Genomic DNA, 25,286 nt, shown 5'->3' on the forward strand with positions numbered 1-25,286 from the left:
TTTATTCCTCCCGTCTAAAGGTCAAAAAATCAAAGCAGGCCTCGGTGGCCAGGGTGTCGAGTTCCTCCAGGCGGCGGCGCCCCCCGGCGGGCGTTTTCCAGTAATAGGGCGTCATGCGGAAGAGGTTGAGGATATCCTGCTTCCGGCTCAGCCGCAGGGAAAAGGAGACCCGTTCCCGCCCGCAGCGCCGGAAACCGGGGTAGTCAATCTCCCGGCTTTCATTTTCATAGGGGCGCTCGTAGAGCTGCTGCTTGAGCGCGTAGAGATGGCGCGGCCCCGGCACGGCGAGGAGCATAAAGCCGCCGGGCCGTACCACGCGCGCAAACTCCGCGGGAACGATGGGTGCGAACAGGTCGATCAGGCCGTCTGCCGCCCGTTCCGCGCAGGGAATGGAAAACGCGCTGGCAGCCGCAAAGGAGACGGCCCGGCAGCGCTTCGCCGCGTAGCGGACCGCGGTTTTTCCGATGTCAAAGCCGAAAATCCGGGCATCGATCCCATGTGCCGGCAGGTATTCCGCCAGATGCCCGGTGTAATAGCCCTCTCCGCAGCCGGCGTCGAGCAGGACGGCGGGCCTGCCGGTGCGCCCGGCTTGGCGGGGGCCTTCGGACAGCCGCCGCAGCTCCCCGGCGGCAAGCTCGCAGAGCTTTTCACTGAACGGCGCATAGGCGCCGGTTTCGAGGAAGTCTCGCCGGGCCCGCACCATCTCCGGGCTGTCGCCCGGATCCTTTGAATGCTTCTGGTTTGCCAGCAGCAGGTTGACATAGCCCGCCGCGGCGACGTCATAGGCATGCCCGGCGGGGCACGCAAGCGAAGCGCCTTCCTCCCGCTGCCGGAGCAGGCCCCCGCATTTGGGGCAGGTGAAAAAATCCATGCCTTCCTCCTTTTTCCTCAGCCCTTCGCGTCGTACCAGGTTTCGCCCATGCTGGCCTCCGCCACCATGGGGACGGACAGGCTGACCGCGTTCTGCATCTCCTCGGTCAGCAGAGCGGCAACGTGCGCCGCCTCCTCCTTCGGGGCCTCGACAATCAGCTCGTCGTGTACCTGTAGGATGAGCCGGGCCCGCAGGCCTTCCTTCTCCAGGCGATTCTCCACACGGATCATGGCGATCTTGATAATATCGGCTGCTGCGCCCTGAATGGGCATGTTGCGCGCGACGCGTTCGCCGAAGGAACGGGTGTTGAAATTGCTGGAGGTCAGCTCCGGCAGATAACGCCTGCGCCCGAAGATGGTCTCGGCGTAGCCGTCCTTCTTGGCCTGGGCGACGACGTGCTCCATATAGGCGGCAACCCCGCTGAAATGGGCCAGGTAATCCTGAATATATTGCTCCGCCTCCTTGCGGGTGACGTGGATGTCCTTGCTGAGCGAAAAGGCCCCAATGCCGTACACAATACCGAAATTGACCGCCTTGGCGCGGCTGCGCATCAGCGGCGTGACCATTTCCTCCGGCACATGAAAGACCTGCGCGGCGGTGCGGCGGTGAATATCGTCATTCTCACGGAAGGCCTCGATCATATTTCGGTCGTTGGCCACGTGGGCCAGTACGCGCAGCTCAATCTGAGAATAGTCTGCATCCACCAGCACCCAGCCCTCGCGGGCAACAAAAAAGCGGCGCAGCTCGCGGCCGAGCTCGGTGCGCACCGGGATGTTCTGTAGGTTCGGTTCGGTGGAGCTGATGCGCCCGGTGCGGGTTTCCGTCTGATTAAAGCTGGAGTGGATGCGCCCGTCCGGGCCCACTACCTTTAAGAGGCCGTCGCAGTAGGTGGATTTCAGCTTGGTAAGCGTGCGGTAGTTCAGCACCATGTCCACCACCGGGTGCTCAAAGCGCAGGCCCTCCAGCACATCCGCGTTGGTGGAGTAGCCGGTTTTTGTCTTTTTGCCGTGGGGCAGCCCCAGCTTGACAAAGAGCGCATCGCCGAGCTGCTTGGGGGAGTTGATATTAAATTCGTAGCCGGCCTCCCGGTGGATTTGCTGCTCCAGCTCGCGGGCCTTTTGGTCCAGGGCAAGGCCGAATTTCTCGATCTCCCCGCTGTTGACGGCAAAGCCCTCAGCCTCCATTTTAGCCAATACACGCGCCAGCGGCAGCTCAATGGCCTCAAGCAGCTTCGTCTGGCCCTTGGCCTCAATTTCAGCGCTCAGCCTTTCCGCCAGGGCAGGCAGCAGGGCCGCCTCCCGGGCCTGCCGGGCCTCCTGCGGCTGATCGCCGGCCTCCTGGAGAGAGGGCCCCTGTACGGCGTACTCCTGGGCCAGCCGATCCGGCGCATAGCCGTTTGAGGACGGGTTGAGCAGGTAGGCCGCCAGCATTGTGTCAAGCGCGATGCCCGCCGGTTCCGCCCCCTGCCGGAGCATGGCGGCATAGAGGGGCTTGACGTCATGGACGGTTTTGCGGATGGAACCGTCGCTCAGCAGCGTACGGATCAGCGTTTCGTCCACGGTGTGGAAAAGGGCGCCGGGCGCGGTAAAATAAAGCGCCTGGATGCTGCCGTCCGCATAGACGGGCGCGAGGCAGGTTTCTGCTGCCCGGCTGACGGCATCCGGCGTGGCGCCGGATGCCTCCGTCAGAGCCAGGGCCCCTGCCGGGGGTGCCTGGCCCTCGGCGGGCATGGCTGCATCCGCGTGCAGGTTCAGCTTCTCCATCAGGGTAAAAAGCTCCAGGCGGGCCATCAGCCGCGCGGCTTCGGGGTCCGCAGCGCGGGGGACATAGTCGCTCAGCGTGGTGTCAATGGGCGCATCGGTGCGGATAGCGCCCAGGTAACGGCTGAGCAGGGCATTTTCCTTGGAGGCCGCCAGCTTTTGGCGCACCCCCTCCTTGATGTCGAGTGCATCGAGATGATCGTAGAGATAAGCCACGTCGTGAAAGCGGCGGATCAGCTCGCCGGCCCCTTTGGGCCCGATGCCCGCCACGCCGGGAATATTGTCTGAGGTGTCGCCCTGCAGCGCCTTAATTTCGATGAGCTGCTGCGGCTCTACCCCGTATTCCTCGCGGATTTTTTCCGCGTCGTAGACGGTGGCCTGCGGCTGGCCCATCTTGGTGGAGGCCAGCCGCACCGTTACGCCGCCGCCCACCAGCTGCAGGCTGTCGCGGTCCCCAGTGGCGATAACGCATTCGTCCCCGTTTTCCCGGCAAACGCGGGCGAAGGTGCCGAGGATGTCGTCCGCCTCGAAGCCCTCGCACTCCACCAGCCGGTAGCCCAGATGTGTGAGCAGGTCCTTCAGCGGCTGAAGCTGCTGGGCCAGCTCCTCGGGCATGCCCTTGCGCTGGGCCTTATAGCCCGCATAGGCCAGATGCCGGAACGTGGGGGCCTTCAGGTCGAAGGCAATCGCGACCGCATCGGGCGCGGACTCGCTTTTCAGTTTTTCAAGCATAGTGAGAAAGCCGTAAATCGCGTTGGTAAACTGCCCCTCCTTGGTGGTGAGCAGCTTAATACCGTAAAAGGCGCGGTTTAAAATGCTGTTTCCGTCTAAAACCAAGAGCTTCATGCTGTTTCTCCTTTAGCTGATTTGAACGGGAGAGGCCCTTTGAGGGGCCGTCCCGGTTGGTTTGTAAATAGATTCCTTTTATTATAGCACTTTCCAGTCAAAAAAATAAGTGGTATAATGTCTGTTAAGCGGCAGAGGTCTTCAGTGGCTTTACTGCAATCTTCTCTGCCGGCTGTGGAACGCCGCCGCAGGGGCTGCTTCGCAGGCCGTTTTCGGCGGCGCGCTGGCGGGACATGGCGGCCCCTCCCGGTTAGGACAGCGGGCCGGGCGCCCGGGGCCCGGAAAAGGCTTTGAACAGGCTTTTCCGCGTAAAACAGACAGGACTTTAGAAAGCAGAGGAGGCAGGCGCATGCAAAAGACGGACGGGCGAGCCGCCGGACAGGCCGTAGGGGGCCCGGTGGGCGGGCGTATTTACCTGATGGACGAGCTGCGGGGGTTCGCGGTGTTTTGCATGGTGTTTTACCATGGCTTTTATACCTTTGCCTACCTCTTTCACTGGGCGTTCGGCGAGGCGCTGCTGCGCTTTTTTATGCCGGCGGAGCCCTGGTTTGCCGGGTTGTTCATTTTAATTTCGGGAATATCCTCCAACCTCTCGCATTCCAACCTTGCGCGGGGCGCCAAGCTGCTTGTCATTGCGCTGGCGGTCTCGCTGGTAACAGGGCTTGTCGTGCCGCAGGAACGGATCCTCTTCGGCATTCTCCATTTTCTCAGCGTTTGCATGCTGCTGTTCGGCGGGCTGGAGGCGCTGCGCAAAAAGCGCGGGCGGCCCGCGCCGCCCTTTCGCTGGGGGGAGCTGGCGGCGTTTGCGGCGCTTTTTGCGCTGACGCTGCGCGTGCCGTCGGGATTTGCCGGCATCCCCTATCTGCTGGAGATCCCGCTGCCCGCCGGCCTGTACGTCTATTGGCTTTCACCGCTGGGATTTTGCAGCCCGGACTTTTTTTCGGCGGATTATTTCCCGCTGCTGCCCTGGGTGTTTATCTTTTTCGCCGGGACGGTGCTGGGGCGGTTGGCGGCTGCCGGGAAATTCCCCCGGTTCGCCTACCCGTCCCGCATTCCGTTTTTTTCTTGGATCGGGCGCCATGCACTGGTCATTTATGTGCTGCATCAGCCGGTGATCTTCGCGCTGTCGTCCCTGGTCCAGCTGCTGCCGTTCATGGGCGGCCGGTAGCTAGAGGCTGCCCGGGACGGGGCCTTGGAAAAATAAAAATTACAGTCAAGATGACAATAAGAATGAGGAGGAAGGGCAAAGCATGATGCAGGAAGGTATGGAGATAATCCCTGTAAAAGAGGAGGAGATCCCTGTGCTGGCGAAGCTGGCGGCGGAAATCTGGCGTGAGCACTACACGCCGCTGCTGGGGCCGGCGCAGGTGGCATATATGGTGGACAAGTTCCAGTCAGAGGCGGCGATTCGCCGCCAGCTGGAGCAGGAGCATTACCGCTATTACTTTTTTCGCTGCGAGGGGGAAAACGCAGGCTTTACCGGCATTCAGCCGACGGACGGCGGGCAGAAGCTGTACCTGAGCAAGCTCTATGTGGCCAGGCGTTTCCGTGGGCGCGGCGCAGCCAGGCAGGGCCTGGAGTTTTTAATGGACCTTTGCCGCCGGGAGGGCTACCGCGCCATCTGGCTCACCGTCAACAAGCACAACAGCGGTTCGGTCGCGGCCTATGAGCGCCTTGGCATGACGCGGGTGCGCAGCCAGGTGGCCGGCATCGGCGGCGGGTTTGTCATGGACGACTATGTCTATGAAATAGAGGTGCCGGCGGAAAACCCGGCGGCGAATCCGGCGGAAAATCCGGCGGCAGGTCCGGCTTAAGGCGGCTTGCCGGGCCGTGCTGTCCGGCATACAAGGAGCCGGAGGGCCTTCGGGCCCTCAGCAAAAATACAGGAGGATATGGATTTATGGATTACGCATCGGCGCTGCAGGTGCAGTTCGGCCTGCAGGCATGGCAGGCGAACAATATTATTCAATTGATTGACGAGGGGAATACCATCCCTTTTATCGCCCGTTACCGCAAGGAGGCGCACGGCAGCCTGGACGACCAGAAGCTGCGCGAGGTTTCCGAGCGGCTGGAGTACCTGCGCAGCCTGGAAAAACGGCGCGAAGAGGTCCGCCAGCTCATCACGGAGGCGGACTGCATGACCGGGGAGGTCGAGGCAGCGCTGAACGCCGCCGAGACGCTCTCGGAGCTTGACGACGTATACCGGCCCTTCCGCCCCAAGCGCAAGACGCGTGCATCGGTGGCCCGGGCCCGTGGGCTTGCCCCGCTGGCAGAGCAGATATTTGCCCAGAAGGCCGGGACCCCCGAGCCGCTGGAGCTGGCCCGGGCCTATGTGGACCCGGAGAAGGAGGTGCCCGATGCCGCTGCGGCCCTGCAGGGGGCGATGGATATTATTGCGGAGATGCTCTCCGATGATGCGGGCATTCGCAAGCGCTTGCGCGTGGTAGCAATGGCCCAGGCGGTTTTGGCCTCGAAGGCCGCGGACCCGGAGAAGGACTCCGTCTATGCGCAGTATTATGATTTCCGCGAGCCTGTCCGCCGCATTGCGGGCTACCGGGTGCTGGCGGTAGACCGCGGCGAGCGGGAGGGCTTTTTAAAAGTTGCGGTGGAGCTGGACCGCGCGCGCGGCCTTGGGATTGTCTGCTCGGTTGCGGCCGGCCCCGCGGCGCCGGAGTCCCCCTGCACGGCTGTTTGCCGCGCCGCCGCGGAGGATGCCTATGACCGCCTGATCTTCCCCGCCATTGAGCGCGAGGTGCGCGCCGCGTTGACGGAGAACGCCGCGGAGTCGGCGATTCAGGTGTTCCGCATGAACCTGCGGCAGCTGCTGATGCAGCCCCCGGTCAAGGGCAAGGTCGCCATGGGGCTGGATCCCGGCTACCGCACCGGCTGCAAGGTGGCGGTGGTGGACCCCACCGGGCGGGTGCTGGACACCGGCGTCATTTACCCCACCCATTCCAAGGCAAAGGTGGAGGAGGGAAAAAAATACCTGAAGGACCTGATACTCCGCCGCGGCGTGGAGATTATTGCCATTGGCAACGGCACCGCCAGCCGTGAGACGGAGGCCTTTGCCGCCGGGGTGATCCGCGAGCTTGCCGGGGCGGGGCACACGCCCGCGCCGGCTTATATGCTGGTCAGCGAGGCGGGGGCGTCCGTCTACAGCGCCAGCAAGCTGGCGGCCCAGGAGTTCCCGGACTTTGACGTCACCCTGCGCAGCGCGGTTTCCATTGCCCGCCGCTTGCAGGATCCGCTGGCGGAGCTGGTGAAAATCGACCCCAAGGCCATCGGCGTGGGGCAGTACCAGCACGACATGCCCCCGAAGCGGCTGGGAGAGGCGCTGGGCGGCGTGGTGGAGGATTGCGTCAATACCGTGGGCGTGGACCTGAACACGGCATCCCCCAGCCTGCTGGAGCAGGTCTCCGGCATTTCGGCGGCGGTGTCGAAAAACATTGTCGCCTACCGGGAGGAAAACGGCGCCTTCCATAGCCGGTCGGAGCTGAAAAAGGTTCCCAAGCTCGGGCCGAAGGCGTTTGAGCAGTGCGCGGGCTTCCTGCGCGTGGCAGAAAGTGAAAATGTGCTGGACAACACCGCCGTCCACCCGGAGAGCTACGCCGCCGCCAAGGAGCTGCTGAAGCTCTGCGGCTTCGGGCTGGACGGCGTGCGCGCCGGCAGCCTTACCGGGCTGCCGGAAAAGGTGGAGGCCATTGGCTACGCGGCTGCCGCGGAAAAGATCGGTGTGGGCGAGCCGACCCTGCGCGACATTGTGTCGGAGCTGCTGCGTCCTGGCCGCGACCCGCGCGACGAGCTGCCGCCGCCGCTGCTGCGGGCGGACGTGCTCTCCATTGAGGACCTGAAGCCCGGCATGGAGCTGACGGGCACCGTGCGCAATGTCATTGACTTCGGCGCTTTTGTGGACATCGGCGTACACGAGGACGGCCTGGTGCATATCTCTAAAATCTGCAACCGCTTTATCAAGCACCCAAGCGAGGTGCTCAAGGTCGGCGATGTGGTCAAGGTGTGGGTGGTCTCGGTGGATATTCCCAAAAAGCGGATTGCGCTGACCATGCGGCAGCCCTGAGAACGGGGAGACGGGGAGAGGCGCCGGGCTTATCAATAAAGGAGACGCTCCCAGTTTCATTGCTTCCGCCTTATGTCCATGAAATTTTAAGGGGTGAAAGGCCTGTTTTAAGCCGTTTTTAGAGCATACAATTTGAGGGGTAAGGCGTTTGTGCCTTACCCCTCGGGTTTATGCGCCGCAGCGTTATGGGTTCATGATTGCAGTTTTAGCAGTTTGATCAAAACTAGATGATCCAGAAATAGACGTACGCCCAGTTGGTTATCCTTTCTTCACTGTCGTGCGCGGCATCGGTATAGCAGAAATTCCAGTACATCTTTGCGCGGTATTTTCCGGGCTTAAGCGGCCCCAGCTTCTGAACCTCTTTTGAGGCATCCCACTTTTCTATCAGCGGCTGATCTTTATAGACCGTTTGCAAATGCAACTCTTGCGTAAATGAATAGGGGAGCATCGGCTCCTCTTCATCCTCATAGTACAGAAGCGCCGCAGAAAAAATTCCGCTATGCCCAATCTCAATACTCTCCTTATCCCCTGTATACCGCAGCTCCACCTCAATATCCAGCGGCGCGTTCGGGTCCATTGCGCTTGCCTGGTAATACCGCGGCATACGCACCGTGACCTCAAAGTCCTCATACGCATAGACGTCGTTGATTTGTTCCGAAAAATCCACCGGGCTGCAGGCCGTCAGCGGCAGCAGCAGGCATACCAGCAGCAGCGCGGTTAACTTGGCCGCAAGCTTTTTCATAAATTTTACCCTCCTCATGCTTTTACCCTACCGGGGAACAAGATCAATCTTGCTTGCGCAATGGCTCATTGGATTCGCCTGTTTCAATCCATTCTTTTTTTATTTTATACGAACTAAATAATCCAGAAATGGACATATGCCCAGTTGGTTATGGTTTCTTCACTGTCACGGTCGGCGTCGATGTAGCGGAAATTCCAGTACATCTTTGCGCGGTATTTTCCGGGCTTGAGCGGCCCCAGCTTCTGAACCTCTTTTGAAGCATCCCACTTTTCTATCAGCGGCTGATCCTTATAGACCGTTTGCAAATGCAACTCTTGCGTAAATGAATAGGGGAGCATCGGCTCCTCTTCATCCTCATAATACAGAAGCGCCGCAGAAAAAGATCCGTTATGCCCAATTTCAATACTCTCATTATTCCCTGCACACCGCAGCTCCACCTCAATATCCAGCGGCGCGTTCGGGTCTATTGCGCTTGCCCGGTAATACCGCGGCATACGTACAATGACCTCAAAGTCCCAATACGAATAAACGTCCTGAATCTGTTCTGAAAAATCCACCGGGCTGCAGGCCGTCAGCGGCAGCAGCAGGCATACCAGCAGCACGGTTAACTTGGCCGCAAGCTTTTTCATAAATTTTACCCTCCTCATGCTTTTTACCCTACCGGGGAACAAGATCAATCTTGCTTGCGCAATGGCTCATCAGATTCGCCTTTTCCAGTCTATTTTCTGCTCTCATTTTATACTAATTTTTTTACGATGTAAACATTATTATTATAAATAAAATATAAAAGCTCCTCTTTTTGAGGCGGTTACAGGGCTCGGAAAAAAGCGGAAAATGACGCCCGAACAGATTGAAAAGGGGGATCCCAATCAAACTTTAAGGCGAGTTGAAATCACAGTTAAATTTGGACAAGGATAAAATTTAAGATGATACACGAGATTTTGGCTTAAAACAGTTGAGGGAAAAGGGCCGGCATGGTATAATATACCGTTGTACAAAGCTCTTTTCCCCCTTTTTCGACAGGGGCTTTCCGGTATAGGAGAAAAGACCCGAAGGGCCGGAAATGCGGAAAAGGCCTGTCTGAAGGGAAGGACAAAAAATATTTAGATTTGAGAAAGCCCGTTAAAATAAGGAGAAGTGAGCATATATGAAATTAGGAATCGTGGGCCTGCCGAACGTGGGCAAGAGCACCCTGTTCAACGCCATCACCAACGCGGGGGCGCAGTCCGCAAATTATCCGTTCTGCACCATTGAGCCCAATGTCGGCGTCGTCGCCGTGCCGGACAAGCGCCTGGATAAGCTGGCGGAAATGTACCACCCGGAGAAGTACACCCCCGCCACCATTGAGTTTGTGGATATTGCGGGCCTGGTGCGCGGGGCCTCCAAGGGCGAAGGGCTGGGCAATAAATTCCTGGCGAATATCCGTGAGGTAGACGCCATTGTGCATGTGGTGCGCTGCTTTGTCAACGACGACATTGTGCATGTAGAGGGCGGCATCGACCCGGCCCGCGATATTGAGACCATCAACCTGGAGCTGATCCTCTCCGATATAGAGGTGCTCGACCGCCGCATCGACAAGGCCCGCAAAATGGTAAAGGCCGACAAGAAATTTCAGGACGAGGTGGATTTCTTCACCCGTGTGCACGAGGCCCTGGATGCCGGCAGGCCCGCCCGCAGCATGGAGTGCACCGGGGAGGAGGCGGCCCTGCTGGCGAGCGTATCCCTGCTGACCAATAAGCCGGTCATCTATGCCGCCAACATGAGCGATTCGGACTTCAGCGGCGGGCTGGACGGCAACGAATATTACCAGGCGGTTAAAAAAATCGCGGAGGGCGAGCATGCCGCCGTGCTGCCCATCTGCGCGGAGGTTGAGGCGGAAATTGCGGGGATGGATTATGAGGAAAAGCAGCTGTTCCTCAGCGATATGGGCCTGAGCGAATCCGGGCTTGACCGTCTCATCAGCGCCTGCTACAGCCTGCTGGGCCTTATTTCATATCTGACGGCGGGCCAGCCCGAGGTGCGCGCTTGGACCATTACAAGGGGGACCAAGGCGCCGCAGGCGGCGGGGAAGATTCATACCGATTTTGAACGCGGCTTTATCCGCGCGGAGGTCATCGCCTATGACGACCTCATCGCCTGCGGCTCCATGGCGGCAGCCAAGGAAAAAGGGCTGGTGCGCAGCGAGGGAAAGGAATACGTCATGCAGGACGGCGACGTGGTGCTCTTCCGCTTTAACGTATGATAAATAATAGCCATGTGCCGCGGCCCGCGGGGAAAGCCGTTTTAATTTGAACAAAGAGGGGAATGATATTTCCATGCGAATTTTGGCGCTTGAAAGCTCTTGCGACGAGACAGCCGCCGCCGTGGTGGAGGACGGCCGCCGCGTGCTCTCCTCCGTGGTGGCCTCCCAGGTAGCCGAGCACCGGCTCTACGGCGGGGTTGTGCCGGAGATCGCCTCCCGCCGCCACTGTGAGGCGGTGGTCCCGGTGACGGAGCAGGCGCTTCAGGAGGCGGGCCTGGCGCTCGGGGAGGTGGACGGCATCGCCGTCACGGCGGCGCCGGGCCTGGTCGGCGCGCTGCTGGTGGGCGTCAATTTTGCCAAGGGCTTGGCTTTGGCGGCGCGCAAGCCCTTGATTCCGGTGCATCACCTGCGCGCGCATATCGCGGCCAACTATATTGCCAGCCCGGGGCTGGAACCGCCCTTCCTGTGCTTGGTGGTTTCCGGCGGGCACAGCCATATTATCCGTGTGGACGGTTACACCCGGATCCACGTGCTGGGCCGTACCCGGGACGATGCGGCGGGCGAGGCGTTTGACAAGGCGGCGCGCGCCATGGGGATGCCTACCCGGGCGGCATCGAGCTGGACCGCGTGGCGGAGGGGGGCGACCCGGGGGCCTTCCGCCTGCCCAAGCCCACAGTGGACGGTTCGCCGTACGATTTCAGCTTCTCCGGGCTGAAAACCGCCGTCATCAACCTGCTGCACAACGCCGCGCAAAAAGGCGTGCAGGTCAGCATCCCGGACCTGGCGGCCTCCTACCGGCAGGCGGTGGTGGACTGCCTGACGCGCAACTTCGTTCATGCCGCAGAGGCAACCGGCGCGCGTAAATTGGTGCTGGCCGGCGGCGTGTCGGCAAATACCCTGCTGCGCCGCCGCATGCAGGAGCTGTGCCGCCAGAACGGCTGGCAGCTCTTTATGCCGCAGCTTTCCCTGTGTGGGGACAACGCCGCCATGGTGGGGGCCCAGGCCTATTTTGAGCAGCAGGCGGGCCACTTCGCCGGCATGGCGCTCAACGCCCGCCCGACGATGAGTATTGAAGCCGGCTTCTGATAAAATTAAGCCCCCGCGCCCCCGCATAAAATACGAAAAGCAACAGAAAATAATGGAAAAGTTTATCCCCTTATTCATAATTATTTAATTGATTATTTTTTGACAATAGATTATAATAAACTAAAAATCGCAAAGTTTAAGGGGTTTAAAATTCAGTTTGGCCGAATATGGCCGGAAGGAGATTGATATGACTAAGAATCCATCTGTTTTAAAGTGGCTTGAAGACATGAAAGCGCTTGTTACCCCGGACCAGGTCGTCTGGATTGACGGCTCCGAGGAACAACTGGAGGCCCTGCGCAAAGAGGCCTGCAGCACCGGCGAAATGATTAAGCTCAACGAAGAGAAGCTGCCCGGCTGCTACCTGCACCGCACCGCCGTCAACGACGTTGCCCGCGTGGAGGGCCGTACCTTTATCTGTGCGCGCAAGGAAGAGGATGCAGGCCCCACCAACCATTGGATGGAGCCCCAGAGCGCCTATAAGATGCTCTATGACATTGCCCGCGGCAGCTACAAGGGCCGCACCATGTACGTCATCCCCTACTCCATGGGCCCTATCGGCTCTCCGTTCGCTAAAATCGGCGTTGAGCTGACCGACTCCATCTATGTCGTACTGAACATGGCCATTATGACCCGTGTGGGCAACAAGGTCTGGGAGGTGCTCGGCGACAGCGAGGATTGGGTCCGCGGCCTGCACTGCAAGTGCGACATCGACGAGGAAAAGCGCTATATCTGCCATTTCCCCGAGGACAACACCATCATTTCCGTCAACTCCGGCTACGGCGGAAATGTTCTGCTGGGCAAGAAGTGCTTTGCGCTGCGCATTGCCTCCTTCCTGGGCAAGAATGAGGGCTGGATGGCCGAGCATATGCTCATCCTGGGCATTGAAAACCCGAAGGGCGAGATTAAGTATGTTACGGCTGCTTTCCCGTCCGCCTGCGGCAAGACCAACCTGGCGATGCTGATTCCGCCGGAGGGGTACCGCAAGAACGGGTACAAGGTCTGGACAGTGGGCGACGATATTGCCTGGATGCGCATCGGCCCGGACGGCCGCCTGTGGGCCATCAACCCCGAGAACGGCTTCTTCGGCGTTGCGCCCGGCACCAACGAGAAGTCCAACCCCAACGCCCTGCATACCACCAAGGCGGGCACCATCTTTACCAACGTTGCGCATAACCTGGATGACAACACCGTTTGGTGGGAGGGCCTCGACAAAAATCCGCCGGAGAATGCCGTGGACTGGAAGGGCAATCCCTGGAACGGCAAGACCAGCGATGTAAAGGGCGCGCATCCGAACAGCCGCTTTACCGCGCCTGCTAAAAACTGCCCCTGCATCAGCCCGAAATTCGACGACGGCGCCGGCGTGCCGATTTCCGCCATCATCTTCGGCGGCCGCCGTGCTCAGACCACCCCGCTGGTTTACCAGTCCCGCGACTGGAACAACGGTGTGTTCGTAGGCTCCATTATGGCTTCTGAGACTACCGCAGCCGCAACCGGCGCCGTGGGCGTCGTCCGCCGCGACCCGATGGCCATGCTGCCCTTCTGCGGCTACCATATGGGCGATTACTTCAAGCACTGGATTGAGATGGGCGAGAAGCTCGGCGACAAGGCCCCGAAGATCTTCAACGTCAACTGGTTCCGCCTCGACGAGGACGGCAACTTCATTTGGCCCGGCTTCGGCGACAACCTGCGCGTTCTGGAGTGGATCATCGACCGCTGCGAGGGCAAGGTCGGCGCTGAGGAGACCGCAATCGGTTATGTGCCGAAGGCTGAGGACATCAACCTGGAGGGCCTGGACTTCAGCATCGACACGCTAAAGTCCATCCTGGCTGTCAACAAGGACCAGTGGGCCACAGAGGCCGAGGGCATCGAGGAGTTCTACACCAAGTTTGGCGGCAAGCTGCCTGCCGAGCTGCGCAAGGAGCTCGACACCCTGAAGGCAAACCTGAAATAATCGGGGAATACCCGCAATAATAACAAAACAGAGGCTTGGTTCAAAGACCGGGCCTCTGTTTTTTGCCGCTTTCAGCCGGGGAGAACCGCCCCGGCGGTTTGAAGGCAAGCGGCGTTATGATAAAGCCTTCCAATCCGTTCCGGGCGGTAGGAACAGAATCTGTGCCGCGCGCTGTACGGTTCCACACAGGAAGGGCAGGGGCGCTGCTTCAGCCGGTGAACAGCTGCGTCCAGTAATTGGTCCCCGCCGCATTGCGGTAATAGCCCACACCAATGGCGGTATAGCTTGCATTGAGAATGTTGGCGCGGTGCCCGGAGCTGTTCATCCACCCCTGCATCACCTGCTCCGGCGTCCGCTGCCCCCAGGCGATGTTTTCTCCGGCGGTGCGAAAGCGGGCCCCCTGTTCCAATAGCGCGGTGGAGAATTGGCGGCCGTCGGGCCGGGTGTGCGAGAAGGACTGCTCGGTCTCCTTGGCCCGCACCAGCGCTGCGGCTTCAGCCGGCTGGCTGATGGCGAGCGGCTGAAGCCCGGCTTTTTCCCGCTCCTTATTGACAAGCCGCACCACCTGCTCCGGGTATGAAAGTGTTCCGGTACCGTTTGGGCTGCTGTTCGCTGCGGGCCGCGAGGGACTGGGCAGGGAGGCCGTGGGGCTTCCCGCGCCGGAGCTCATCGCTTGCGACGAGGATAATGACGGTTGCTGCGTTTGCGGCCCCTGGAAACTGGGACGCTGCGGGCTGCCTGACTGGGAGGCGGCGGGCGGCGTGGTAGAGGCGGCGCGCGAGGGCGTCTGGCTGCCGCTTTTTTCCCGGCTGCTTGATTCAGTTGAATCGCCCTCCGGAACCAAGCTGATGATTTCCGCCAGCCCGGATGTCTCGCTTGGAAGCGCAGGCTCGCCGTCGCTGGAATCCGGGCCGGGCGAGAGGGCCGCGGATGTCCGGCTGTCCGCCCCGGCTTCCGACTCCCCCAGCAGCTCCGGCCGGCTGCGGGCGATGTCGAGCGGGAGAATGACCGCGGCCAGAACCGCGGCGCCCGCAACGACAAATGCCATTATTTTTTTGACCATATTTTCCTCCAAAAGGTATGGGTGTTGATTTTTATATTCCGTACCCGTGGGCGGCTTTACCGCGCCGCGGGCTTCGGTTGTATTTTCCCCGGTTTGGCCCGGTATATGCGGCTTCTTTGCGGCCCGCAATTGCCGGATATTGACGGCTTGTCAAGCGGCTGTTGCGCAAGCAAGGCTTCAGCGCCCCTTACAAATCATAGGCGAACCGGCAGTTTTTTAAAAATAGAAATGACAATGCTTAACGGAACATGATATAATGCAAGCAGAGAAAAATTGGAATCTAGGGGGGATGAAAATGACGGAGAAGTTATCTGAAATGAGCTTAGAAGATTTATGGAAGCTATTTCCTATTTATTTAACAGAGCATCAGCCCTGCTGGGAAAAATGGTATGCGGAGGAAGAAAAATTTTTGAAGGACAGGGTTCCGAATATAGAGAGAATCAGTCATATAGGAAGTACGGCGATTCACTCTATTTGTGCAAAGCCAATTATTGATATTCTTGTGGAAATTTCAACGGAATATCCGTTATTGCACGATAAAGAATTGATTGTGAAAAGCGGTTATATTTGTATGTCCGAAGCTTCTGAGAGAATTTCTTTTAACAAGGGATATACAGAAAAAGGATTTGCCGACAGGGTATTTCATCTGCACCTAAGATATGTTGGAGATAATGATGAATTATATTTTAGGGATTATCTCATGGAGCATGCCAACATTGCTGGCGAGTACGAGAAAATGAAATTGAAATTATCACAAGAATATAGATTTAACAGAGACGGTTACACAAAGGCTAAAACAGATTTTATTCAAAAGTACACCGAAAGGGCAAAGTTGAAATATGGCGCCCGGTATTGATTTAGATGCTAAAGAAATGGAGCGGCAGAAGGGTTCAATACACTTGGCCTAGATGCCGCGGAGTAGCCCGGCCCCGGCGGCCGAAAGGCAATATACCACGCGGGCATGCTGGCTTGAAGGCGGTCTGCTTCGGCGCTCCGGCGCGCTGCCGGGCCGTTTAAGGCCCCCGTTATCGAACAAGGGCGTATGAAAACCGGGCGGAACCCGGGTTATAATGGGGGTGAACTTTTGGCGGAGACGCTGCGGGCGCGGCCCGCGCCGATGCGGAAAACCGCCGGGGTATCCCTAAAGAGGAGCTCGCACGGTTTTGCGGGTAGTTGGCTTTTGCAAAGGCCTGTGAAAGGAGAGAAATGGATGGAAAAGTTTAAGGTTGCCCTATTACAGCTGTGCTCCACGCCGGACCAGGCGGGGAACCTGGAAAAGGGGCTGAATTATTGTCGGCAGGCGAAGGCGATGGGGGCGGACCTGGCGCTGTTCCCGGAAATGTGGAATAACGGGTACCGGGTAACCGCGGACCCCGCACAGCTTGAGGCGGATGCCGTCCCCCGGGACGGCGCGTTTGTCCGGGCCTTTGCAAATCTGGCAAAGGAATTGGAAATGGCGATTGGCATCACCTTTTTAGAGCGGTTCAATCCTGCGCCCCGGAACACCCTCTGTGTTTTTGACCGTATGGGGGACTGTGTGCTGACATACGCCAAGGTGCATACCTGCGATTTTGATGTAGAGCGCAACCTAACGCCCGGGGAGGATTTCTACAGCGCGGACCTGGACACAGGGCGCGGCAGTGTACGGATTGGCGCGATGATTTGCTATGACCGTGAATTTCCTGAGAGCGCGCGGATTTTGATGCTGCAAGGGGCGGAGGTTATCCTGGTTCCCAACGCCTGCCCCATGCAGATCAACCGCCTGGCGCAGCTGCGCGCCCGCGCGTATGAAAATATGGCAGGGGTTGCCACTGCCAACTATGCCTACGGCCAGCCAGACTGCAACGGGCACTCGTCGGCGTTTGACGGCATCGCCTACCGGGACGGCGAAGGCGGTGAGCGGGACATGCTGCTGCTGGATGCCGGAGAGGCAGAGGGGATTTACCTGGCGTCATTCCCGTTGGCAGAGCTCAGGGCGTACCGGGAGAACGAGGTCCATGGCAACGCTTACCGACACCCCGGGAAATATAAGCTGTTGGTTGCGGAGGAGCGAAAGGCTCCCTTTGTCCGCGCGGACTACAGGGGGTAACTTCCCCGTCCCTCCCGGCGTTCTGCTGCTGTAAATAAAAGGCAAAGGCGATTTCCGGCGGAGCCGGACGATCCGCCGCCGCAGCACAAAAAGCGGCGCAAAAATAAGTTCCCGGCGCCGGCCTTTAAGCCGGCGCCGGGAATTGCTTTAACGCGTTTTACAACGTGTTTTGCAACGTGTTTTGCGGTGCCCTATTCCCTTCCCCTTCTGCGGCGGGGCCGCGCTCATGGGCGCAGCCTGAAGGTTTTGGGCGCGAAGCGGTAGACTAGAAGCAGTGCGGCGGCGACATAGACAATGCAGAAGGCCGACACGCCCAGGCCAAAGGCCAGCGTGGGCAGCTCCTTGCCCATGGCAAAGTAGCAGACAAAATAAGTCAGGCCATTGAGGATGCCATAGGCCGCGTTTTTGGTTTCCATCTGGATGTTATAAGGCTGAAGCAGGTAATAGAGCACCAGTGTATGGACGGAGAAAAATACCGACATGGCGATGATGGAGACGAAGAGCAGCACATAGTTGAGCGGCTCCGATGTGCCGCCGGAGAGGAAAAGCAGCAGCGGCAGCCCCAGCGCAATGACGGACGCGGGCATGAGGTTAATGGCGATGATGTATTTCAGCCGTGCGGCGAACAGCGTGAGGATGGCCTTGGGCTGCCGGTAAAAGCGATAGGTAAGCATGCTGTGGTCACAGTTGGTGAACATTGCTTGAGTGATGACGCGCCCGCGGTTGACCAGGTACATGACAAACAGAAAATAAGGCAAAAAGGCCAGCATCAGCTCGTTGACAGTGGTTTTGGCCTCTGGTATGGACAGGCAGGCGATGATCAGCATAATGAGAATAGCCAGCAGTACCAGGGTAATCTTTTTCGCGGATTTGGTCAGCAGCTTGGAGTGGCGCTTCATAAAGAGCTCGTTCAGGTATTGGTAGCCGGTTTTGCTGCTGGTTTGCGTCATATCGGCATCAATTTTTTTGCGGTAAGCCGCAAGGACGGCCTGGTTTTTGTCCGCCGGGTTCATCACAAAGCTGCCGGGGTCGAGCAGTGTGCGGTAAATGGCGCGGAACTCCCCGAAACGCAGCACATAGGCCAGCGAGAGGCCGCCGCCAATGACCGTCAGCACAGCCAGCGCCAGGAACAGCGGCGGGCTCATGGCAAGCCCAAGTGCGGGCAGAGCATAGGCCAGCACCAGCGCCGCCAGCACGCCCGCCCAGATCACCGGCGCGGGCAGGTTTTCATTGCGCGCCTTTTTACCGTCCCGGCAGCCCCATAGGGATATGGCGGTTACAACCAGCTTGAAGGCGCATACAAAAAAGGGCATTAGCAGGCACAGGCCGGGTGAAACGCCCGCCAACACACCGAAAAGCAGGGTGAACGGCAGCAGGCCTACAGCCATCTTCAGCAGAAAATAGAGGTAATTCGAGAGCGTGTACTGGCGCGCGTCCATGCGCATAAGGAAGATGGCGTAATATTTATCCTTGGTGGGGTTGAAAATCTGCGTGTTCAGCAGCCCGCCAATAATGGTAAGAAAGAAGAAGATATGGACAAAGCTGTCCGCTGCCGGGCCTTTGAGAAGCTGGGCCGCCGTAAAGACCATCAGCGACACGTACAGCAGCTTGCCCACAAATACCGACCCCACCTCGATGAGGATGCTGACGATATTGGCAAACGCCTTCAGCCCCGCGCTGGCATAAAGCGCATCCGGCAGCAGCCGTTTTACCAGCGGCAAGGACTTGAGGGAATAGAGGATGCTGTTGGTTTTATAGGTGTTTTTTAGCCGGAAGGAAGTCGCAAAGGCGTTAAGCATCGTCGTCCCCCCTCAGCGCGGCGATAATTTTGTCCTTAAAGGCGGTGTTGTCCAGGTTCTCCTTTTCGATCTCCTCCAGTATGCCGTCGTTCAAAATGACAATGTCGTCGCACAGGTCCAGCGCCAGCTCCATGATGTGTGTGGAAAAAATAATGATGTGGTCGTTCTTGATGTGGCGCAGCAGCTGCTTCATCTCGTCGGCAACGACTACGTCGAAGGAGGTAAGCGGCTCGTCCAGCAGCAGGATGGTGGGGTTGGCAATGAAGTTCACCAGCATCTGCATCTTGTTTTTCATGCCGTGGGAGTAGTCTTTAAGCAGCTTGTCCCGGTCCTCGGGGGCAATTTTCATAAGCTCAAAGTATTCATCCAGCGGCTTGGGGTCGCGCAGCTTCGCCTGGTTGATCTCTACAAAAAATTTAAGAAACTCGCGCCCGGTCAAAAATTCCGGCACCACCGGGGTGGAGAGCACATAGCCGATGTCCTCCGGCCCAATGGGCCTGCGTCTGCCGTCGTCCCCGGCAATTTCAAAGCTGCCGCCGTCCGCCTTGACGTCTTCGTTCATGCAGTTGAACAGCGTGGTTTTGCCCGCGCCGTTTCGTCCGAGCAGGCCGTAGATCCTTCCCTTTTCAAAGGTGAAGGAGGCCCCGCGCAGCACCTCCTTTTCACCGAAGCGCTTGCAAATATCCCGGGCTATTAATTCCATCTTTTTACTCCTAACTTCCGGCCTGTAAACCGGAGGGCTCTTAAAAGGGCCTTGTGCTTTTCCACAGGAGCCCCTTCCTCTGTTCATGGCAGAGGCCGTCGGTTTTATGCTTACGGCCATTGCGTGCTTTCAGTATAAAAAATAAGCGGCGTCTTTGTCAAGGCGCTTCCTGGGCGGAAATTCTTCCGTAATCCGCGGTGAGCGGGGAGAAAATCCAATTTTCCCGGCGGCCCGGCAAATTAGAGCGCCGGGCTGGCTGTTTCGCTGCTACTTGAATGATTGCACGCTGCTTGTTATAATAAAAGAAAAAGTAGAAATGCTACACGTAGAGCCCGAAAAGAGGGAAGGCCATGGGAGGCTGTGGCTGAGGAAAGGATGTGTGCCATGCGTGCAATGATTTTGTATGACAGCGCCACCGGGAACACCGAGTACCTGGCAAAAGCGCTCGGCAAGGCGATGCCGGGCGTTCCCTGCTGCCGGATAGGGACGCTCTCTATTGCGGAAACCGAGGCGCTGGGGGCGGCGGATCGGGTGTATCTCGGCTTTTGGACGGACAAGGGCGCCTGTTCCCAGCGGCTGCGGGAGGTGCTGCCCGGCCTTGCCGGGAAAAAGGTCTTTTTGTTTGGGACCGCCGGCTTCGGCGCGGCCGAGGATTATTTTGCGCAGATTATTGAGCGGGTACGGGCGGAGCTGCCGCAGGATTGTACCGTTACCGGCTGGTATATGTGCGCCGGGCGCATGAGCGAGGTCATCCGGCTTCGCTATGAGGAGATGCTGGAAAACCCGGCCACAAAGCGGAAGGCGCAGCTGCTGCTTGCTAATTTTGACGCGGTGCAGGCACACCCAAATGCGGACGATGCCATTGCCCTGCTGGAAAAGGCCGGGGTCTGATGCTTTCCGGGCCATGCCCGGCGCACACCGCGGCGCACACTGCGGCGTAATGTGCGGGAATGGAGGAAAATTATGCGGCGAACGCTTTATCTATCCGATTTGGACGGAACGCTCCTGCGCGGCGACGAGACCCTGTCGCCGTTTACCATCCGTGCGGTCAACGAGTTGGCGCACAAGGGCGTCTGCTTCTCCTATGCCACAGCCCGGTCTGCGGCTACCGCGGAGAAGGTCACGGCGGGCCTGCGCCTGCGTGTGCCGGTAATTGTGCACAACGGCGTTTTTATCTGGGACCTGCAAACCCGCAGGCGGCTGGCCTGGAACTGCTTTACCCCCGGCGAGGCTGCGGAGATCAGCACCGCTTTGCAGGCCGCGGACGTGCTGCCGGTTGTCTACACCTATTCCGGCCCGGACGGGGAGGGCCGGGAACGCTTTCATTATTGGTCCGACCCGGTCCACGGCATGGACGGGCTGTTTCCCGGCCTGCGCGCCTTCCTCGAAACCCGCAGGGGCGACCCGCGTGAGACGCCTACCGGCAGGCGTGAGGGGCTGCTGCCGTGCAGCGGGGAGAATCCCGGCGGCCTGACAGGAGAGATCTATTATTACACCTGCATCGACCGGGCCGAAAAGCTGGCGCCGCTTTATGAGCGCTTCCGGGAGCGCTTTACCTGTATTTTCAGCCCGGAGCTGTACACTGGCGCGCAGTGGCTGGAAATTCTTCCCCGCGGGGCCAATAAGGCCAGCGCGGCACTGCGGCTGAAGCAGCTGCTGAACTGCAGCCGCCTGGTTTGCTTTGGGGATGCCGCCAACGACCTGCCCCTGTTTGAGGCCGCGGACGAATGCTATGCCGTGGAGAATGCCGGCCCGGCGATTAAGGAGCGCGCCACGGGGGTAATCCGCGCCAATGACCGAGACGGGGTTGCCAAATGGCTTTTAGCGCATGCGGATTACGCGTAATGCCCGGGGCCAGCATACAAAAAGCGCCGGCTTTTTACCGGCGCGCGTTTATCGGGCAGCTGTCCTTTACAGAATTAGGTACATAAGGGCGAATACCAGGCTGGTGTCGCCGTCCTCCATGAGTAGGAGCAGCAGAATGAGAATAATTGCCCGGTCGCCCTCCTTGAAGAGTGCATCGAATATGTCGGTCAGGCTGCCGCCCGCCAGCGCGGAGGCAACCTTTTCCCCCGTGGTGGGCTCCTCAGCCTGCGGCGGCTCCTGCGCTGCCTCCGGCGCGGATTCATTTTGCGGGGGGCTCTCCGGCTGGCTGTGCTGCTGGCTGCCTGCTTGCGGCCTGCCGCCGATGCCATAGGAAGTGACATGCGGATGCGGGGAACGGTCCGGTTGGCTGCCGCTGCCAGCGCCCGTGCGGGCCGGGCCGTTTCCGCCGTGCTGATCCGCCTGGCTGCTCGGGGCCTGCTGTAAATTCCGGGCCCGGGATTGCATTTCCCTGACCCGGCGGATGGCATCCTGCTGCATCCGCTGCATATCATTGTCGTTTTCCGGCATGGGCTTCCCTCCTTACAGCAGCCCGCCCAGGCTTCCCAAAATGCCGCTTTGCTTCAAAAGGGGCAGGGCGCGCAGCAGCTGAAGCAGCTTCAGGGCTTCATCAAGCTTTTTCTGCCGTGCAGGCCGCAGCATGGGCCGCAGGGCGCGCAGCAGCCGGGTGCTGTCGTCCTCCTGCCGGAGCGCGCCGAGAATAGGCCCCATTTTGACCGCCATGCTAAGCAGGTCGCCATTAATTCCACTGTTATTTGCGCCGCTGCCGCCGAGCAGGCTGCCCAGGCTGCTCAGCGCGCCAAGCCCCGAACCGCCGCCGGTAGGCCCGGCGGGCGGCGCCGGGGCGGCATTGCCCAATGAGCCGAGCATGGAGCTGAGGGCGCTCAGGTCCAGCCCCTGCCCGGCGGAGGCTGCCGGAGCGTTTGCCGCCGAACTGGCAGGAGGGGCATCTCCTGCGGCCTCCTGCGCCTGGGAGCCAAGCATGCCGGCAAGGCTTTTGATTTGCTCCATTGCGCCGGGGTTGCTGAGGATTTCACCGATTTTCCCCGCAAGATCGTCCATTCCATTCCCTCCTTTACACGGCGGATGCGGCGCATTGCGGACGCCGGGCCGGTCAGCCGCCCTTTTTGCTGTTTTGCTCGCCGCCGAACAGCTGGCGCATAAGCTCCTGGGCTTGGGGGGTGCTCAGCATTTTTTTCTGAGCGTCTTTATCGTTGAGAATCTGTTGCAGCTTGGCCTCGTCGGCGGGGCTCAGCTGCTTCATAAGGCTATTCAGCAGCTTTTGCTGCTCGTTTTTATCTTTACTGATCTGCATAATAAACGCATCCCTTCATTTGTAGTGTAAGGGGGTCTCCGGTTTTCCACTACTACAATATGCGGCTGCGATGAAAATGATGATTGAAAGGAAGAGAGGGAATCGATATTATGCGCGTTTTAGTGCTATCGGACACACACCGCGACCGTTATGCCCTGCGGGAGGCGCTGCTGCGCCAGCCTAAGGCGGAGGTCCTCATACACCTGGGGGACGGCGCGGAGGAGGCGCAGGAGCTTTGCGCGGGCCTGCCCGGCAAGGCCTTTTACCAGGTGCGCGGCAACTGCGACTGGGGCAGCCTCCTGCCCGCTGTGGGGGAGCTTTGCCTGGAGGGCAGGCATATTTTTTACACGCATGGGCATCTTTATGAGGTAAAGTACGGCCTTTCCAATCTGGTTGCGGCGGCGGAGGAGCGCGGCGCACAGATAGCGCTGTTCGGGCATACCCACCAGGCAATGACGGAGTACCGCGGCGGCCTGTATTTGATGAACCCGGGCAGCTTATCCGGCCCGTCGGGGACCTATGGGATTATTGACCTGACCCCGGCGGGGATTGTGACCAATATCCTGCATCTTTGACAGCTTCGGCGGATTTATTTTATGCCTCCGGCGAATCGGACGGAGTTCGGAAAGCGGTTTTCGCGCTCTTTCCCGTTGCCAGATACCGCCCGGTGTAGTACAATAAAGTGGGTAAAGTGGGAAATACCGGTGCAGACCGGAAATATTGCCGCCCGGCATGCTGAAAACAGGCCGGGCGGAAGAGTTTTGTGACAGGAGGTAACAGATGACGGAATATGAGAGATGGCTGGCCTATCCGCTTGAGGATGAGGACCTGGCGGAGGAATTGCGTGCAATTGCGGGAAAACCGGCGGAAATCAGCGACCGGTTTTACCAAAACCTGGCCTTCGGCACCGGCGGGCTGCGCGGCATCCTTGGGGCGGGCACCAACCGGATGAATATTTACACGGTGCGCAAGGCTACGCAGGGGCTGGCGAATTATCTGAATAAGCATGGGGAGAAGCCCTCGGTTGCCATTGCCTATGACAGCCGCAATAAGTCCGAGCTGTTTGCCCGTGAGGCCGCGGGCGTACTGGCGGCCAACGGGGTTACGGCGCACGTTTACCCCTGGCTTTCACCGACGCCGACGCTCTCCTATGCGGTGCGGCGCCTGAAATGTGATGCGGGCATCTGCGTTACCGCCAGCCATAATCCAGCCAAGTATAACGGCTACAAGGCCTACGGCGCGGATGGCTGCCAGGTGACGGCGGAGATGGCCGACGATATTTTAAACGAAATCAACGCGCTCGACATCTTTGCGGATGTGCGCCATATGGATTTTGAGACGGGAAAGCAGAATGGGCTGATTTGCATGATTGACGAGCGGGTGCTGGACTCGTTTTTGGATGAGGTCTACAGCCGGCGGGTACTGGCGGAACCGTGCGACGGCCTGAAGGTGGTCTATACGCCGCTCAACGGTACGGGCCGCGTCTGCGTGACCCGGATTTTGCGGCGGATCGGTGTGCGGGACGTGGTTATGGTGCCGGAGCAGGAGATGCCGGATGGCAACTTTACTACCTGCCCCTATCCCAACCCCGAAATCCGCGAGGCGCTTCAAAAGGGCCTTGAGCTCTCCGCACAGGTGCAGCCCGACCTGCTGCTGGCGACGGATCCAGACTGTGACCGGTGCGGCATCGCCGTGCGCCATGGGGATGGCTTCCGGCTAATGACCGGCAACGAGGTCGGCATCCTGCTGCTGGATTTTATTGCGGGGCGCAGGCAGGCGCACGGCACATTGCCGGAAAAGCCCGTTTTGGTTACGACGATTGTCAGCACGGATATGGTGGACCCCATCGCCGCGCATTATGGGGTGGAGTGCATCCGCGTGCTCACCGGCTTCAAATATATCGGCGATCAGATTGCGCTGCTGGAGGAAAAGGGAGAGGAAAACCGCTTTATCCTTGGCTTTGAGGAGAGCTACGGCTATCTTTCCGGCGGCTATGTGCGCGACAAGGACGGCGTGGATGCCAGTATGCTGATTTGTGAAATGGCCTGGTATTACAAGCGGCAGGGCAAGACGCTGGCCGATGCAATGGAGGGCTTGTACCGCACGTACGGCTACTACCAGAACGCGCTGGAGAATTTCACGTTTGAAGGCGAAGACGGCATGAAGCAGATGGCTGCCATTATGGAAGGACTGCGCCGCACCGCGCCGAAGGAAATTGCAGGCTTCCGGGTGGTGGGCCACAGCGATTACCAGCGCTCGATCCGGGTGCAGGAGGGGGCGGAGGAGCCGCTCTCGCTGCCGAGGTCCAACGTGCTGGAGTACCGGCTTGAAAACGGCGGCAAGGTCATAGTACGCCCCTCCGGCACGGAGCCCAAAATCAAAATTTATCTCTCCGCAAGGGCGGATTCCCGCGCCGAGAGCGATGCGCTCATCGCCCGCCTGCGCGATGCCGGAACCCGCCTGCTGCGTGTAGAGGCTTAACGCCCAAAGCTAGGCTTTGAGCGTTAAGCAAGATAATGCGGGCTATATCCCCTGATGGTTCACCAGAAATAATCGCATAAGACAGCCGTTTTTCGGTGGTCTATGCGGTTATTTTTTTGCCTGAAGGCGCCCGGTGACTACCTTTTGACTACTTTTTGATTTCTTCCAGCTCCTTGACTCTGTCCATCAGGACGCGGATTTGCCGGATGGCCTCTGTGAGCTCATCGTCATGGGCATACACCAAACGGGTTATCGTGTCGTTATCAAGAGGGGCAATATTATTTTCCAAAAGCTTTCACCTCGTTTTCTTACCCCTCTGGAAAGTTTTACCATAGCTTTATTATATCCCATGATTTATTTCCGGCTAATTTCAGTGAAA

The 25,286-nt window shown here is 59.1% G+C and carries 22 protein-coding genes and 1 pseudogene; 12 read left to right on the top strand and 11 right to left on the bottom strand.

The window, feature by feature from the left end; translation table 11 throughout:
- Nucleotide 1 precedes the first annotated feature (1 nt).
- Complete coding sequence (locus DPQ25_RS10615) at nt 2-871, bottom strand: putative RNA methyltransferase (RefSeq protein ID WP_112333150.1); 870 nt, start codon at nt 869-871, stop codon at nt 2-4.
- 17 nt (nt 872-888) lie between these two features.
- The gene (polA, locus tag DPQ25_RS10620; RefSeq protein WP_112333151.1) at nt 889-3,477 is read right to left on the bottom strand and encodes a DNA polymerase I; all 2,589 of its coding nucleotides are present in this window, start codon (nt 3,475-3,477) and stop codon (nt 889-891) included.
- A gap of 349 nt (nt 3,478-3,826) precedes the next feature.
- Here polA and DPQ25_RS10625 point away from each other — a divergent pair, with 349 nt between their 5' ends.
- The 3 genes from DPQ25_RS10625 (at nt 3,827) to DPQ25_RS10635 (ending at nt 7,552) form a co-directional block, all read left to right on the top strand.
- Nucleotides 3,827-4,645, top strand: a complete 819-nt coding sequence (locus DPQ25_RS10625; protein WP_112333152.1) for a heparan-alpha-glucosaminide N-acetyltransferase — start codon at nt 3,827-3,829, stop codon at nt 4,643-4,645.
- A gap of 82 nt (nt 4,646-4,727) precedes the next feature.
- Nucleotides 4,728-5,291 carry a GNAT family N-acetyltransferase gene (locus DPQ25_RS10630; RefSeq protein WP_242978299.1) on the top strand — a complete coding sequence of 188 codons (564 nt, stop codon included), beginning with the start codon at nt 4,728-4,730 and terminating at the stop codon, nt 5,289-5,291.
- Nucleotides 5,292-5,377: 86 nt separating this feature from the next.
- On the top strand, nt 5,378-7,552 hold the full coding sequence (locus DPQ25_RS10635) for a Tex family protein (RefSeq protein WP_112333153.1): 2,175 nt from the start codon (nt 5,378-5,380) through the stop codon (nt 7,550-7,552).
- Between the two features lie 223 nt (nt 7,553-7,775).
- Here DPQ25_RS10635 and DPQ25_RS10640 read toward each other — a convergent pair whose 3' ends face one another.
- Together DPQ25_RS10640 and DPQ25_RS10645 are read right to left on the bottom strand one after the other, a co-directional pair.
- Complete coding sequence (locus DPQ25_RS10640) at nt 7,776-8,294, bottom strand: hypothetical protein (protein ID WP_112333154.1); 519 nt, start codon at nt 8,292-8,294, stop codon at nt 7,776-7,778.
- 113 nt (nt 8,295-8,407) lie between these two features.
- Complete coding sequence (locus tag DPQ25_RS10645; RefSeq protein WP_112333155.1) at nt 8,408-8,923, bottom strand: hypothetical protein; 516 nt, start codon at nt 8,921-8,923, stop codon at nt 8,408-8,410.
- 518 nt (nt 8,924-9,441) lie between these two features.
- Here DPQ25_RS10645 and ychF point away from each other — a divergent pair.
- The 3 genes and pseudogenes from ychF (at nt 9,442) to DPQ25_RS10660 (ending at nt 13,573) form a co-directional block, all read left to right on the top strand.
- Nucleotides 9,442-10,536 carry a redox-regulated ATPase YchF gene (ychF, locus tag DPQ25_RS10650; RefSeq protein ID WP_112333156.1) on the top strand — a complete coding sequence of 365 codons (1,095 nt, stop codon included), beginning with the start codon at nt 9,442-9,444 and terminating at the stop codon, nt 10,534-10,536.
- 73 nt (nt 10,537-10,609) lie between these two features.
- Nucleotides 10,610-11,622: pseudogene (tsaD, locus tag DPQ25_RS10655) on the top strand (tRNA (adenosine(37)-N6)-threonylcarbamoyltransferase complex transferase subunit TsaD).
- Between the two features lie 187 nt (nt 11,623-11,809).
- Nucleotides 11,810-13,573 carry a phosphoenolpyruvate carboxykinase (GTP) gene (locus DPQ25_RS10660; RefSeq protein WP_112333179.1) on the top strand — a complete coding sequence of 588 codons (1,764 nt, stop codon included), beginning with the start codon at nt 11,810-11,812 and terminating at the stop codon, nt 13,571-13,573.
- Between the two features lie 208 nt (nt 13,574-13,781).
- Here DPQ25_RS10660 and DPQ25_RS15070 read toward each other — a convergent pair whose 3' ends face one another.
- Complete coding sequence (locus tag DPQ25_RS15070; RefSeq protein ID WP_242978300.1) at nt 13,782-14,636, bottom strand: CAP domain-containing protein; 855 nt, start codon at nt 14,634-14,636, stop codon at nt 13,782-13,784.
- A 295-nt stretch (nt 14,637-14,931) separates the two neighbouring features.
- Between DPQ25_RS15070 and DPQ25_RS10670 the strand changes: the two genes are divergently transcribed.
- Complete coding sequence (locus DPQ25_RS10670) at nt 14,932-15,492, top strand: GrpB family protein (protein ID WP_112333157.1); 561 nt, start codon at nt 14,932-14,934, stop codon at nt 15,490-15,492.
- 354 nt (nt 15,493-15,846) lie between these two features.
- Entirely contained in the window at nt 15,847-16,725 is an 879-nt protein-coding gene (locus DPQ25_RS10675) for a carbon-nitrogen hydrolase family protein (RefSeq protein WP_112333158.1), read from the top strand.
- A 224-nt stretch (nt 16,726-16,949) separates the two neighbouring features.
- Here DPQ25_RS10675 and DPQ25_RS15075 read toward each other — a convergent pair whose 3' ends face one another.
- Together DPQ25_RS15075 and DPQ25_RS10685 are read right to left on the bottom strand one after the other, a co-directional pair.
- Complete coding sequence (locus DPQ25_RS15075) at nt 16,950-18,524, bottom strand: hypothetical protein (protein WP_112333159.1); 1,575 nt, start codon at nt 18,522-18,524, stop codon at nt 16,950-16,952.
- Nucleotides 18,517-19,227, bottom strand: coding sequence for an ABC transporter ATP-binding protein (locus DPQ25_RS10685; RefSeq protein ID WP_112333160.1), 711 nt, complete (start codon nt 19,225-19,227; stop codon nt 18,517-18,519). The genes DPQ25_RS15075 and DPQ25_RS10685 overlap by 8 nt, the downstream gene beginning before the upstream one ends.
- A 384-nt stretch (nt 19,228-19,611) precedes the next feature.
- Here DPQ25_RS10685 and bilS point away from each other — a divergent pair, with 384 nt between their 5' ends.
- On the top strand, nt 19,612-20,118 hold the full coding sequence (bilS, locus tag DPQ25_RS10690; protein WP_177577005.1) for a flavodoxin family protein BilS: 507 nt from the start codon (nt 19,612-19,614) through the stop codon (nt 20,116-20,118).
- Nucleotides 20,119-20,190: 72 nt separating this feature from the next.
- Nucleotides 20,191-21,072, top strand: coding sequence for an HAD family hydrolase (locus DPQ25_RS10695; RefSeq protein ID WP_112333162.1), 882 nt, complete (start codon nt 20,191-20,193; stop codon nt 21,070-21,072).
- Nucleotides 21,073-21,138: 66 nt separating this feature from the next.
- Here the strand turns inward: DPQ25_RS10695 and DPQ25_RS10700 are convergent, their stop codons facing one another.
- Genes DPQ25_RS10700 through DPQ25_RS10710 form a run of 3 tightly spaced genes read right to left on the bottom strand, consistent with a single transcriptional unit; the run spans nt 21,139 to nt 22,426 of the window.
- The gene (locus DPQ25_RS10700) at nt 21,139-21,621 is read right to left on the bottom strand and encodes a hypothetical protein (protein ID WP_112333163.1); all 483 of its coding nucleotides are present in this window, start codon (nt 21,619-21,621) and stop codon (nt 21,139-21,141) included.
- A 12-nt stretch (nt 21,622-21,633) separates the two neighbouring features.
- Complete coding sequence (locus DPQ25_RS10705; protein WP_112333164.1) at nt 21,634-22,173, bottom strand: hypothetical protein; 540 nt, start codon at nt 22,171-22,173, stop codon at nt 21,634-21,636.
- A gap of 52 nt (nt 22,174-22,225) precedes the next feature.
- A complete protein-coding gene (locus DPQ25_RS10710) occupies nt 22,226-22,426 on the bottom strand; it encodes a hypothetical protein (protein ID WP_112333165.1) in 201 nt (66 codons plus the stop codon).
- 110 nt (nt 22,427-22,536) lie between these two features.
- Between DPQ25_RS10710 and DPQ25_RS10715 the strand changes: the two genes are divergently transcribed.
- Both DPQ25_RS10715 and DPQ25_RS10720 read left to right on the top strand, forming a co-directional pair.
- Nucleotides 22,537-23,001, top strand: a complete 465-nt coding sequence (locus tag DPQ25_RS10715) for a metallophosphoesterase family protein (protein WP_112333166.1) — start codon at nt 22,537-22,539, stop codon at nt 22,999-23,001.
- A gap of 205 nt (nt 23,002-23,206) precedes the next feature.
- A complete protein-coding gene (locus DPQ25_RS10720) occupies nt 23,207-24,907 on the top strand; it encodes a phospho-sugar mutase (protein ID WP_112333167.1) in 1,701 nt (566 codons plus the stop codon).
- Between the two features lie 148 nt (nt 24,908-25,055).
- Here the strand turns inward: DPQ25_RS10720 and DPQ25_RS14725 are convergent, their stop codons facing one another.
- On the bottom strand, nt 25,056-25,196 hold the full coding sequence (locus tag DPQ25_RS14725) for a hypothetical protein (protein ID WP_177577007.1): 141 nt from the start codon (nt 25,194-25,196) through the stop codon (nt 25,056-25,058).
- Nucleotides 25,197-25,286 lie beyond the last annotated feature (90 nt).

The sequence above is a fragment of the Hydrogeniiclostridium mannosilyticum genome, from assembly GCF_003268275.1.
Lineage (GTDB): Bacteria > Bacillota > Clostridia > Oscillospirales > Acutalibacteraceae > Hydrogeniiclostridium > Hydrogeniiclostridium mannosilyticum.